11 protein-coding genes are annotated in these 13,352 nt (G+C 54.3%); 1 reads left to right on the forward strand and 10 read right to left on the reverse strand.

What is annotated here, in order from left to right; translation table 11 throughout:
• Positions 1–411: 411 nt before the first annotated feature.
• From DYE26_RS15325 to DYE26_RS15345, 5 genes are all read right to left on the reverse strand, one after another.
• Positions 412–2,844 carry a hypothetical protein gene (locus DYE26_RS15325; protein ID WP_036625172.1) on the reverse strand — a complete coding sequence of 811 codons (2,433 nt, stop codon included), beginning with the start codon at positions 2,842–2,844 and terminating at the stop codon, positions 412–414.
• 29 nt (positions 2,845–2,873) lie between these two features.
• Positions 2,874–3,713: a carbohydrate ABC transporter permease gene (locus DYE26_RS15330; protein WP_036625176.1), complete on the reverse strand. Its 840-nt coding sequence runs from the start codon at positions 3,711–3,713 to the stop codon at positions 2,874–2,876.
• On the reverse strand, positions 3,713–4,651 hold the full coding sequence (locus tag DYE26_RS15335; RefSeq protein WP_036625178.1) for a carbohydrate ABC transporter permease: 939 nt from the start codon (positions 4,649–4,651) through the stop codon (positions 3,713–3,715). Before DYE26_RS15335 ends, DYE26_RS15330 begins: the two co-directional genes overlap by 1 nt.
• A 60-nt stretch (positions 4,652–4,711) precedes the next feature.
• Positions 4,712–6,010: an ABC transporter substrate-binding protein gene (locus tag DYE26_RS15340; RefSeq protein ID WP_036625181.1), complete on the reverse strand. Its 1,299-nt coding sequence runs from the start codon at positions 6,008–6,010 to the stop codon at positions 4,712–4,714.
• Between the two features lie 239 nt (positions 6,011–6,249).
• Complete coding sequence (locus tag DYE26_RS15345; protein ID WP_036625184.1) at positions 6,250–7,308, reverse strand: LacI family DNA-binding transcriptional regulator; 1,059 nt, start codon at positions 7,306–7,308, stop codon at positions 6,250–6,252.
• Between the two features lie 184 nt (positions 7,309–7,492).
• On the opposite strand from DYE26_RS15345, the gene DYE26_RS33460 reads away from it, so the two are divergent.
• Complete coding sequence (locus tag DYE26_RS33460) at positions 7,493–7,636, forward strand: hypothetical protein (RefSeq protein WP_172531700.1); 144 nt, start codon at positions 7,493–7,495, stop codon at positions 7,634–7,636.
• Between the two features lie 385 nt (positions 7,637–8,021).
• On the opposite strand, the gene DYE26_RS15350 is transcribed toward DYE26_RS33460, so the two are convergent.
• From DYE26_RS15350 to alr, 5 genes are all read right to left on the reverse strand, one after another.
• Positions 8,022–10,202 carry a Tex family protein gene (locus DYE26_RS15350; protein ID WP_174905532.1) on the reverse strand — a complete coding sequence of 727 codons (2,181 nt, stop codon included), beginning with the start codon at positions 10,200–10,202 and terminating at the stop codon, positions 8,022–8,024.
• Positions 10,203–10,596: 394 nt separating this feature from the next.
• Positions 10,597–10,953 carry a DUF4190 domain-containing protein gene (locus DYE26_RS15355; RefSeq protein WP_036625190.1) on the reverse strand — a complete coding sequence of 119 codons (357 nt, stop codon included), beginning with the start codon at positions 10,951–10,953 and terminating at the stop codon, positions 10,597–10,599.
• 208 nt (positions 10,954–11,161) lie between these two features.
• Positions 11,162–11,512: a type II toxin-antitoxin system PemK/MazF family toxin gene (locus tag DYE26_RS15360; RefSeq protein WP_009226461.1), complete on the reverse strand. Its 351-nt coding sequence runs from the start codon at positions 11,510–11,512 to the stop codon at positions 11,162–11,164.
• A 3-nt stretch (positions 11,513–11,515) separates the two neighbouring features.
• Complete coding sequence (locus tag DYE26_RS15365; protein WP_018750966.1) at positions 11,516–11,797, reverse strand: CopG family ribbon-helix-helix protein; 282 nt, start codon at positions 11,795–11,797, stop codon at positions 11,516–11,518.
• Between the two features lie 248 nt (positions 11,798–12,045).
• Entirely contained in the window at positions 12,046–13,227 is a 1,182-nt protein-coding gene (gene alr, locus DYE26_RS15370; protein WP_036625196.1) for an alanine racemase, read from the reverse strand.
• Positions 13,228–13,352: the final 125 nt, after the last annotated feature.

Below are 13,352 nucleotides of genomic sequence, written 5' to 3' on the forward strand. Positions count from 1 at the left end.
CTCCGCTTATACGGATTGGGGACGGCTGCTTCATTTTATACTATTTCACCACTGGGCTGAGCACCCGGCAGCACATTTCGCCCCTCGCCTCTCAGTGGAAAAATCCAATAGATTGACGGACATCTAATGCGATTTCGAGCTCTCATTGGAATTCTCCAATAGATTTCGATCAAATCGCTTGTTCTGCTCTCTGCCGAGACCGATCTATTGGAAATATCCATTCAAGCCGCGGCATTCCCATACAAACTTCCGATTCTATTGGATATTTCCAATCAGAACGTTATTTCGGACCGATGGAAATAGCTGCCGCCCGATTCAACCTAAGCAGCCGTTCCCAACTTGCTCTCGGTCTCTCGCCCCTCGCACCCAGCGAGGCGGCTCAACTCAAAGACGCCAGCCTGCACTTCCCGTTCACAACAACGGCGCCAGCTTGCCGTCGCGATACCGCGCTTGCCGAAGCGCCTCGCCCGGCTGCGCCCGCAGCACCAGCCCTTCCTCCCGCATCACAATTTGCCGCGGGTAAGCGGCATAGCTGGTGATTATCCAGCCATCCCCGTCCCCATCCCGTGTTAAACAGCCATTCGCGCAGCGGAGCCGCCCCAGCTCATCACGGTACAAATAAGCGGTCGTCCCGAACCCGAGCAGATACGCCACCAGTTCCTCGCCCATGTCCCAGTCGTCGCCCGCGGCATTCGCGAACAAACGGGCGAACAGCGGGTCGCTCGCACCCCGGAACACCGATTGGCCGAAACGGTTGCGCGACAAGGACGGCATGTTCAGATTGGGGGCGGCGACGCTGTAGGTCGACGCGGCTTCGCCCGGCTGCAGGCGGCGCGGCGTCGACACCACATTCCAGTCGTAACAGTTGAAGACGGCCATGCTGGCCCGGTAAGCCGCTTCCAGATACCGCGGGTCCCCCAGGTGCTCGTAAGCCGTCCGCGCCGAAGCCGCAACCAAACCGCCCCACAGGGAGTGAATCATATAGGACAACGCCTCCCACCAGCGGTCCGGATTTTGCCCCCGGTAATCGTTGCTGAAGCCGATGTTGGCCAAAATCAGCCGGGCATACTTCTCTCCCTCGCCGGTCAAGCCGGCGCGCAGCAGTGTTTCGCAGGTCGGGCCAAACCCCGCGTTGTCGTAAAAATGCTCGGTGACGGCCCCTGCAAACTGGCTGGCATTTCGCTTCAAACGGCTTCCGAACGCCTCCCACAGCGCCTGCAAACGGTTAAGCTCCCCGGTCAGGCCGCAAGCCGCCAAATCCGCCAGCAGGTCTAGCACATACATAATAAACACGCCGTTTAAACCCGTTTCGTTTTTTTCCCGCTGCCCCTCATGACAGTCCGGATCCAGCCGTACGCACAAAACTTCGGCGGCCCACCGCAAGTACGTTTGCGGCGGATGGAGCTTAAGCAGCGCCGCATCCATCCGGGAGAGCAAATAAAACACATGAGCGATATAATCCAGATCGAAAATCCGGTAAAACGTCCCGTACAAAACGCGCGGCCGGGAGAAATCGCCGCCCTCGAACCAATGGTGTTTCATGTCCAATACCGCCGAGGCTTCCGCCATCGCCACCTGCTCCGGGACCGGCGCCGCCAGGCTGTTTTTCATCAGCAAAAAAGCCAGCTTGCCCAACGATTCGCCCTGGTTGGACAAAGGCAAAAAAGCATGCGGCCTGCCCGCTGTCCCCGCGGGATCGTAATTGTTCCGGCACAGCCATTCGGCCCGCTTCTCCAAAATGCGGTCGACCGGCTCCAGCACGTTCCACACCAGCACATCCTTGCGCCCGTCGTCCAGCGTCAGCTCCAGCTTATGTTCACCGGCCTCCTCCCGCCATAAAGCTAAGCGCAGCACCTCCCCGTGTTCGCCATCCGCAGCTAACCGCTCCGTCACCGCTTCCTCGCGGCGACGGAAGCTTCCAGCCGCATCGGGAACCGCGGAAACCACGCGGATTTCCCGCACACGCTCCCCCGCCGGAAGCTCCAGCTCCGCCTCGAACATTCCTCCCCGGACCAGCACCGGCGTATATTCCCAGCGCGGATGACAGTACGCCATTGCCTGCCGGTAGAAATCCTCCCGTCCCTCGCAGGAAGCGAAGGCGTACTCCCAACTCATATTCTGACCGGCCTCCAACACGACCGGATGATATCCTTCCCTATAAATCCAGTCTGCCGCCGCCGATTCCGGCATCGAGCCGCCGTCCTCCACCAGCGATAGCCGATGAAACAGCACCCCGTCCAGCGAGGGCGAAACCTGCTCCAAAAACCGGTTCTCGTAACGGCAGAACGAACCAAACGCCGCCGTGCGTCCTTTAACCCCGTACACCGCCAAATGGGGCGCCTCATCGCTGCGCCGGATCGCCGCAAACTTGGCAAAATCGCCGCCCAAATGGGCGAAAACCGCACACGATTGCCGCATATTGCGCAGCACGTTTTCGTCCCGGAACATCACGTAAGCGAGCGCAAACCAAATATGCAGCCCCTCGATCCGAACACTCCTGTCCGCCCTGTTTTTGCACTCCACAATCCAGCGAATGCACTCCTCCTCCAGCGCATAGGTCAGGTTAATCTCCAGCTTCTCCGCCATAAACCGGACCCGCATCCGGCTATCGCTTTCCCGCGTGATTTCCGGCGTCAATTCCGCGCTGTTTAGCGTCCGGCCGTCCACCACCGCCATCCATTCCCCAAACAGTTTATCCAGCGTATCCTCATACCCCGCTTCGGCCAGATACTCCGGATCCACCACCCAGTTCATAGCGGCGGGATCTTCTTTCATCAACAGCGCCGTCACTGCGCCGCGTCCGTTAAACTCCAGCTTAAACTTTGCATTGCTCAGTATGGTCATATTTCTCCACCCTCCGTCATGACGGCTCGTTATTTTTTGACACCGCTAAGCGAGATGCCCCCCAGAATCAAATTTTGCGTAAAATAAAACAGCGTGGCCGGAAACAGCACCGACAGGCAGGAAATCGCCATCAGCTTCTCGTATTCGATGTTGAACGCATTTTTGAACAGATTGATCCCCAGCGGCAGCGTATACATACTCTGGTCGTTGATAAAAATCAGCGGCGTCAAAAACTCGTTCCAGCACCACACGAAATGGAATACGCCGATAACAACGACGATCGGCCGGCATAACGGGAGGATGATTTTCCAGTAGATCTGCCAGCGGTTGCAGCCGTCGATTTCCGCCGCTTCGTCCAGGTCGCGCGGCACGCCCATAATAAACTGCCTGGCCAGGAAAATGAAAAACGCGGAACCAAACGCCCCGGGCAAAATCATCGGCCACAGCGTATTGATCATCCCCAGCTTGTTGTATTCGATATACAGTGGGATCGCCGTGACGTCCCAGGGAATCACCATCGTGCCGATGACGAGCAGAAACAGGGCGTTCCGGCCCCAGAAATTAATCCGTGCGAACCCGAAGGCGACCATCGTCGCGGACAGCATGGCAAACGGCGTCGAAACGCCCACCACGATCAGCGTATTGAGCAAAAACCGCCCGAACGGCTGGGCGTTCCAGGCATCGGCAAAATTGCGGAACTGCCACGTATCGGGAATCAGCTCCGGCTTCGGCGTAAAAATATCCTCCGGCGCTTTCAGCGCGGTGGACAGCATCCAGGCGATCGGAAACAGGAACGCCGCGGCAAGCAGCAGGATCAAAATTTGGAACAGCAGATTCTGAATTCGTTTTTTTCGCGCCAGCGTGTGCATCAGCGTCCACCTCCATCGGCTTCATAGTACACCCAATATTTCGACGATTTGAGAATAAGTCCGGTCAGCAGCACGATCAGAACAAACATCACCCATGCCATCGCGGAAGCGTACCCCATTTTGAAATGGGTAAAAGCGTTGCGGTACACGTGCAGGGAATAAAAATACGTCGAGTTGGCCGGGCCGCCGCCGGTCAGAACAAACGCGAGCACGATCGTCTGGAAAGCCGAGATCAGGCTGGTCAGGATGTTGAACAGGATCGTCGGCGTGATCAGCGGAAGCGTAATGTTGAAAAATTTGCGGATCGGACCGGCGCCGTCGATATCGGCGGCCTCGTAATATTCCGACGAAACGGAACGCAGTGCCGAGAGGTACAGCACCATCGGCGATCCAACGCCCCACAGCGCGATGAAGATCAAAGCGTATAAGGCGACATTCGGATCGGTCAGCCAATGCACCCGCGGCAGGCCGGCAAGCTCCAGCATGTAATTGACCGGTCCGAAATCGTCGTTCAGCATCCAGCTGAAAATAAGCGCCAGGGTAACCCCTTGAATCAAGGAGGGCAAGTAAAAAACGGCCCTGAACAGCTTGATGCCGTACGAAGCCCGGTTCAGCAGCACGGCGATAAGGATCGCGAAAATCACCTGGAGCGGAACCATAATAAACACATACTTAAACGTGACGGTCATGGCATTCCAATAAAAAGGATCGGCCGTAAACATCTGCGCATAATTCTGAATCCCGATAAATTCGGGGCTGCCGACCATATTCCACTCGGTAAAACTGATACCTAACGAAAACATCATCGGGAAAAACATCAACAGGAGGAACCCGATCAGCCACGGAGAGATAAAAAACAGGCCTGCGAAATTTTCGCGCCGTCTTTTCCGTCTGGCCGTACGGCGCAACATGGCGGCATCCGAGCCGGCTGCTTGCATTTTGTCATCACCTCGTTTGGGGAAACACGGGAAACGCCGTAAGCGCTTCCCGCAATTCCGTTACTTTAATACCGCTTGCGCTTGCTTTGATGCGTCATCCAGCGTTTTCTGAATATCGGCGTTGCCGTAGAAAATGGCCTGTACCCCGGCACGGATCAAATCTTCCGCTTGGCTCCACTTCTCATGGCGCATGCTGGCGATCAGCTTATCGGTGCCTTCCAATTCCTTGGCGAAGGACTCCAAATAAGGATCTTTGGCGTAACCGTTCTGTTCATCCACGGAAATGACCGGTGAAAAAGCGAATTTGTCGGCCGTAATGATTTTGATGCCTTCCTCGCCGGACATGAACTTGATCAACTCCCAGGCGGCTTCTTTGTTTTTGCCGGCTTTCGGCATGGAATATCCTGAAGTATGGATGATACCTTTCAGATTGCCGCCTTCGGGAAGCGGATGCGTTACGGTCCCGATATCCAGCTTGCCTTCCTTCAGCATATCCCCCAGCGGCCACATGCCGTTGTCAAACATGGCGATCTGCCCGGTTTGGAAAGACTCCAGCCCGTTGTTGGTGCTGAATTTGCCGGCCGAATTGATTTTGGAGGAGGCGTCGTACAGCTTTTTCAGGAACGTCATCGTTTCCACATTTTCCGGGCTGTTCAACACTCCATCGACCGTTTTGCCGTCATCGCTAACCATATCCCCGCCGTTGCTCCAAAAATAAGGCTGCATCGTCATGACATCGTCCGGCGTCATAATAAATCCGTATTGGCCCGGTTTGGTCAGTTTTTGCACCGTATCGACGAACTCGTCCCAGGTCCATCCGTCCTTAGGGTAGGGAACGCCCGCTTCGTCAAACAGCTTCTTGTTATAGTAAATCGCCCGCGTGGAATAGGTCGTCGGAAGCCCCCACAGTTTTCCGTCATATTTCATGTAATCCATAATGATGGGATAATATTTGTTTAGATCGTAGTTGTCCTTGTCCACCCAGGTTTGCATATCCTCCAGCGCCCCTCCAGGAACATAAAGCGGATAATTCCAAGCCATAAACACGTCGGGCGCCGTCTCGGAAGCAAGGGAAGTCAGCAGCTTTTGATCGTAGTTGTCCGGTACGGATTCCACTTTGACCTTGATGTTCGGATGCTGTTCCATAAAAGCGTTGATCGCGTTTTGATAAGGCTGCAGCGTTTGGCCGGAGTCCCAGGTCATAAACCGCAGCGTCACTTGCTCCGCTCCTTTTTCTCCGCCGTTTGCCGCTCCGTTCGGATTGGCACCGCTTTCATTTTTGCCCCCGCAAGCGGACAGCAGGCCGAGACATAACGCGCTGACCAAGGCAAGGACTAACCATTTTTTGCTCTTTTTCATACGAACCCCTCCTTGAAATTTATGGTTGATGTTATATGTGAACTTGCGGGGGCGAGCTTTGGCTTTTGGCTTCACTTCCGCAAGACATCACCGCAGCAAAATCTAAACGTTTAGATTTTTCCGGTTAAAGAAACCTTCAGCGCGAAAGTTTCCCGTAAAAGCCTTCGTTTCGAAGTTTCCGTGTTATAGTTTCCTTGTTTAAGTTTCTATGTCCAAATTTCCATATCAAAGTTTTCATGTCATGGCTTTCCTCCTTTGGGAGGCGCCACGGAATCGCGCTCAATCAGCCGGCACACCGGCATTTCCGGACGCCAGGCCTGCTTTCCGTTGATCACTTCATGCAGCGTCTCCATCGCACGGTATCCCATCTCATGGAGCGGCAGATCCATAGTCGTAATCCGCGGGCTTAAATAATCGCTAAACTCCCGGTTGTCGAACCCGATGACGGACAAGTCGGCCGGGATGTTCACTCCCGCTTCGTTCGCAGCCTGCAGCACGCCAACCGCCATCACGTCGTTCATCGCCAGAATCGCCGTAGGCGGCGCGGGCAAGGATAGCAGCTCCCGGGTCAAGCGATATCCGGATTCCCGCTCCCAATCCCCCATTTTAATCAGCACCGGGTCAAAAGGAAGCTCGAATTCAGTCACCGCCTTGTAGTAACCGTTAAGGCGCAGCCGGGATGGAATGGAGTCCATTAAACCGCTGATGATCGCGATTCTCCGGTGTCCCCTGGCAACCAGGTAAGACATCGCCTCGTAAGAAGCTTGTTCATCATTGTATTGGATAGCCATGTCGTTTTGGGTATAGGCGTACGTATAAACGATCGGTTTGCCTTCGCTGTCGATCAGTCCGGTTAAATCCCGGGGATGCACGCCGATGTATATCATGCCGTCAACCTGCTTGCTGAGCAGTTCGGAAACCGCGCTTGCCGCATATTTCCGGTATTTGTCCGTATGTTCGAAATCCCGGCCGATCCGTTTGTCGAGCCGCAGGTTCGTCAGCAGGATATGTAAATCGTGGCGGTCGCCATAATCGTTGATTCCGTCGATGATCTCCGGCGTGTTGAACACGGTGACGTCCTCGGCGATCACGCCGATCGTGTCGGTACGCCGCCGCTTTAGGCTTTTGGCGATGTCGTTCGGCTTGTAATTCAGTTCCTCGATCACGGCCAGCACCCGTTCGCGGGTTTTGGGACGGACGTTCCGCGTGCCGTTCAGCACGTAAGAAACGGTTGCCGTGGATACGTTGGCTCTGGCGGCAATATCTTTGATGCTAGGATTGGAGCTAGGATTGGACATTGTTCTTGTTCCACCTCCCCCGGATTTGCTCCGCAAAACATAATTTAATCGTTTAGATTTATAATCCTTTTATATCACAACCCGTTTTTGGTTGCAAGCGGTTTCTTATTCGGTATTTTCAAATTTGAAGGAAGTTGTCGATCTTACGCGGGACGAACGTATTTTTTGCATAGGAGGCAATGCGATGAACGAATTGGAGTTTATTCGGAGCCCTTCCTGCAACTACATCCAAACTTCTGCGCCAGTCCTGCGAATGGCAGATCAATATCCGCTGTCCGGACGCTTTGCACGATTATCCCGTTTGATCCGGCAGCAGGGAGGAAGATAAATTCAGGAGAAGAAAATAGGTTTGGGAGCAGCAGATATGTTCGAGATCGTTAGACAGGTTTGTGAGAAGGAGGTTTAGGAGAAGTAAAGCAGACCTGACGGGAGGAACGGGGCAAGATACCTGGAAAGATGAAAGGGCCGAGATTCCCCCCCACCCTCTCCCCCCTGAACAAGAGGGATAATCGTGCAAAGAAGCATGCAGGGATACCAAGACACGAACGCTATCATAATTTATTTTGCCAAGCACTGATCTCGGTTTTGAGCCGAAAAGTCTAAAGACTTTTCAACGGCATTCCCACTATGATTTTAAAAAAGCGCCGGCCCGCTAAAGCTCAGCGTCCGGCACATTGAAAAATTTAAACACTTAAACGTACTGAGGCTAAAGATTAAGCCTCTATTCCGGCCGGTTTGCGCATCGTTAATCCGACCCGGCCTTTTTTGACATCCACATTCAGCACCCATACGGTGACGTTGTCCCCGACCGAGACGACATCCATCGGATGTTTGACGTACCCTTTGCTCATCTGGGAGATGTGCACGAGCCCGTCGTTTTTGATGCCGATATCGACGAAAGCGCCGAAATCGATCACATTGCGGACAGTGCCCTGCAATTCCATGCCGGGCGTCAAATCCTCAATTTTCAGCACGTCGGTGCGGAAAATCGGCAGCGGGAGCTCTTCGCGCGGATCCCGACCCGGACGCCGCAGGCTGTCCAAAATATCGCGCAGCGTCGGTACGCCGACGTCCAGCCGGGCGGCCAGCTCCTGCGGATCAAGGGCGGACAACCGCTCCGCCAGCTCTTTGGAGCCAAGCTGATCGAGGCTGACCCCGAGCTCCGCGAACAGCCGGTTCACCACCTCGTAAGACTCGGGGTGGATCGGCGTCTGGTCAAGCGGATTTTCGCCTTCATTGATCCGCAAGAAACCGACGCATTGCTCGAATGTTTTGGTCCCGAGCCGCGGCACCTTCTGCAGCTGCTTGCGGCTACGGAAGCGGCCGTTTTCCTCGCGGAACTTCACGATGTTTTTCGCCGTCGTGGCATTGACCCCGGAAACGTAGGACAGCAGCGCCGGCGATGCCGTGTTGACGTCCACCCCGACATGGTTAACGGCCGATTCCACGACATTTTTGAGGCTTTCGTCGAGCAGCTTCTGGGACACGTCATGCTGATATTGCCCGACGCCGATCGCCTTCGGCTCGATCTTGACCAGCTCGGCGAGCGGGTCCTGCAGCCGCCGCGCGATCGAAGCCGCGCTGCGCTCGGCAACGTCCAGATCGGGAAACTCCTCCTGGGCGAGCTTGGAGGCGGAATACACGCTTGCCCCCGCCTCGTTGACGATCAAATACGCCAGCTTCCGGTCGCGCCGCTCGGCGATCACCTCGGCCACGAACTGCTCCGTTTCGCGGGAAGCGGTGCCGTTGCCGATGACGATCAGTTCCACGCCGTATTTGTCGATCAGCTCGTTGAACTTGACGGACGCTTCCCGCTTTTTATTGTTCGGCGGCGTCGGATAAGTCACCGCGACCTCCAGCAGCTTGCCGGTATCGTCCACGACGGCCAGCTTGCAGCCGGTCCGGTATGCCGGGTCGACGCCAAGCACGATCTTGCCGCGAACCGGCGGCTGCAGCAGCAGGCTGCGCAAATTGGCGGCAAAGATGGAGATCGCCTGGCGTTCCGCCTTCTCCGTCAATTCCCCGCGAACCTCCCGCTCGATCGAAGGGGCGATCAGGCGCTTGTACGCATCTTCGATCACCGTCTTCAACACGTCTTCCGTGGCCGAACGGCCTTTGATCACTTTGCCGGCAATATGGCGGAGAATAGGTTCCGTCTCCACCTCGAGCGTCACTTTAAGCACGTTTTCCCGCTCGCCGCGGTTCATGGCCAAAATGCGGTGGGAAGGCATTTTTTTGGCCGCCTCCCGATAGTCGTAATACATCTCGTACACGGATTCCTCGCCAGGCGTTTTGGCTTCGGACACCATCAGACCGCGATCCATCGTGTGCGCGCGAACCCAGGCCCGGACCGCGGCGTCGTCCGCGATGATCTCGGCGATGATATCCATCGCCCCCTGCAGCGCCTCCTCCGGCGTCTCCACGGGGTGCTCCGCTTCGGCGTTCACGTATTTGGCCGCTTCCGCCAGCGGCTCTCCCTGCTTCGGCTGGGACATTAGCCATTCGGCCAGCGGCTCCAGCCCTTTCTCCTTGGCAACGCTGGCCCGTGTCTTGCGTTTTTGCCGGTAAGGGCGATACAGGTCCTCCACTTCCTGCAGCTTCACCGCCCGGGCGATCGCCGCCGCCAGCTCGTCCGTCAGTTTTCCCTGCTCGTCGATGATTCGGACGACTTCCTTTTTCCGTTCCTCCAGATTGCGGAGATACTGCGTGCGTTCCTCGATACTGCGAAGCTGATTCTCATCCAGCTCCCCCGTCATCTCCTTGCGGTAACGGGCGATAAAGGGGATCGTGTTGCCTTCGTCAAGCAGCCCGATCGTCGTGCGCACCTGCTTCAAGGACAAGCTTAGCTCCTTGGCGATTTGCCCGGCAATCCGTTCCTGTTCCCCTGCATCCATGACTTGCTGTCCGGCGGTTCCGTTCGATTCCGATTGCGACAATGTGGATCCCTCTTTCATAAAAAATAGCGATTGTTTCTATTATAAGTAAAACATCCATCAACGTAAAATTCAAAGCAGACAGACCGCAATTAGCGGTAGTTTTTCCCCGCGATTATACCGCGGTCCATTGACGTGTTATGGAGAAGGAATAGGAACGGGGTTGGGGCAGCCTCGTTGCAGGAAATAGGTGTAAAAAATTCCTCTATCTTCGCTTAGCTCCTTTTTTGATGAAAATAGGGCCCTTTTTTACCGTCAATCTCCCGACCTCTCAAAACGCTGGCAGTGTGCCTATAATGACGAAAAAACACCGGGCCCTAAGGCACCGATGCTCTCTCCCTCTCTTACATTCATCCTAAAAGTTCGTGTACAAGTCCGGCGTTGCCGCGTACGCAATGATAAAGATAACAATGAACAGCAGGATAATTCCGTATAATGCCGTTCCGATAATGCCGCAGACGAGTCCCGCTACGGTTAAGCCTTTCCCTTGTTCATTCGTCTTTTTAAGTTCCTTGAATGCCAATGTGGAAAATACGATAGCGACAATGCCCAAAATAAAGCCGATGTAAGGTATAACGATCGACAGTATGCCAAGCACCAGCGAAGCGATCGATTTGCCGTTCGTTTTGGCTGGCAGCGGCGGCTGGCCTGGCGGGTAATTGCTGTTGAATGATGCGTACGGATAAGATGTGTCAGACGGATGTTGATCCATGTAAAGCGGTCCTCCCTAGATTTTTCCTTATAATTATTGTACTTGATCTTTGGGAATGATGCCATGAATATTTTCCCGTTTTTCTGTTTGTGGATAATCCTTTCAGAAAATATTAAGCTCCGATTCAGGTTTGCTTCTAAACCAACACAAAAAACGCCCCGGAAACACTCCGGAGCGTCTGTCCGCGCATCAAACTCGCGCGCACATATCAAAAATCGATCAAACCGAGACTAATCAGCAGCGAATCGTTAACTTTTTTCATCGTCTCTTCGTCCAAATGGGTAATTTTATCGGTAAGTCGTTGTTTGTCGATCGTACGTATCTGTTCCAGCAAAATCACGGAATCCCTGTCAAATCCGTGCGTAGCCGCATCGATCTCCACATGGGTCGGCAGCTTTGCTTTTTGGATTTGTGCCGTAATAGCGGCAACAATGGCCGTAGGGCTAAATCGATTGCCGATATCATTCTGGATGATAAGCACAGGTCTTACCCCGCCCTGCTCTGATCCAACGACAGGAGAGAGGTCTGCAAAAAAAACGTCGCCGCGCTTTACGATCAATGTTTACACCCCGCTTACTAGGCGGTCCAGAGTGATGTCTGCATCTTCCTCCGCATGGAATGCTTCCGAGGCCATGGACAAATTGATTTTAGCCATCTCCATATACCCGCGCTGCATCGATTCGCGAATGAACCGCTTCTTGCGTTCGTTCAGATACAGCTTCATGGCCTGTCTGATCAACTCGCTGCGGTTGGAATTTTCCATCGCAACGATCCCATCCACTTCCTGCAAAAGATGATCCGGCAAACTGATCATGATTCTTTTGGTGTTGTGCATATTGGCCATCCTTAACTTCCACCCCCAAAACCTTGTCGACCCTGATTCCCTGTCATCAGTATAGCATTATTCAAGGGAATTTATACAAAAATATATGCCATTGGTATATCAAGTATGCTGCATTTCATTATAAACAAAAATGACAATGCCGTACATACCTGAACAACTTCCATCTATTTGCTATTTCGATGGACCTGGCACAAAATCCTTCATGCGGGCGAAAAGTTTTGTTGAATTTTGTCTGCGGAAACGAATGTTTACAGCAGCGGATTGATCAACACGTCAGGCTGACCCTTGCGTTTGTATACCCGGGGTACACGGTGAGCAAGCATACACACCACTTCGTAATGAATGGTTCCAAGTGCGGAAGCCAGCTCGCCGGCGCTAATTTCCTCGCCGGACTGCTGACCGATGAGCACAACCTCCTCGCCGGCTTGAATTACTTCGGCTTCATCAGCCAAAGTTTGAAGCGAAACCATACATTGGTCCATGCAAATCGTTCCGACCACAGGGACGCGGCGCCCGCGTATCAGTACTTGCGCCTTGCCGCTCAGCATCCGGGAATACCCGTCCGCGTAACCGATCGGCAGGGTGCCGATCAGCTCCTCCCGCCGGGTTACGTATCTCGCCCCATAGCTGACCGCGGAATGAGGGGGCAGCGTTTTCACCCAAACCAACCGCGTTTTGAGCGACAGCACCGGGGTGAGCTGCACCTCGTCCTTCCGCACTTCATCGGACGGATAAAGACCGTATAAAGCGATGCCGATTCTTGCCATCCGGAGCGACAATTCCGGCAAGTCGATGGAGATCGCGCTATTACCCGTATGTATGATCGGGATCTCAATTTCATGCTCCCGCAGCGCGTTTACCACTCCCTGAAACCGGCTGAACTGTTCCAATGTATAGCTTTTGTCCGCATCGTCCGCCGTGGCGAAATGGGTGAACAACCCCTCCACTTCCACCTGCGGAATCTGCAAGGCCTTGCGTACGAAGGCAACCGCACCATCTCCCGGCAGCAGGCCCAAACGCCCCATCCCGGAGTCGATTTTGACATGGACTTTCAGCTTATGCGGGAATTCCGCCGGATCAAGCGTAGCGATTTCCTCCAGCACCTCTTCGCTGAACACGTTCAGCGTGATGTCGTGCTCCCAAGCGGTACGGACGCCATGCGGGGGCGTATACCCCAATACGAGAATCGGAAGCTTGATCCCGGCGCTCCGGAGTTCAAGCGCCTCATCCAAAAACGCGACGCTGAGATAATCCGCGCCGATCCTTTCCAATTCTTTCGCCACAGGCACGGCACCGTGTCCATAAGCATTAGCTTTTACACAAGCAAGCAATTTCATGTCTGCGGGCAATCTTCTCCGCAGCGCCAAGAAATTCGCTTCAAGCGCGTCCAAATCAATTTCTGCATGGGTAGGTCGATACTTCACTTGCACTTCTAGGTCACCTTCTCTAAAGATTGAAAGTCCAAAAACATCCTGAGCATTACACTAATCGTAATGGTCAGGGGGGCGGCTGTCAATTCTGCAGAAGCACCCATTTTAAGGCAAGTGAAGGCGGC

The sequence above is a fragment of the Paenibacillus macerans genome (assembly GCF_900454495.1).
Classification (GTDB): Bacteria; Bacillota; Bacilli; order Paenibacillales; family Paenibacillaceae; genus Fontibacillus; species Fontibacillus macerans.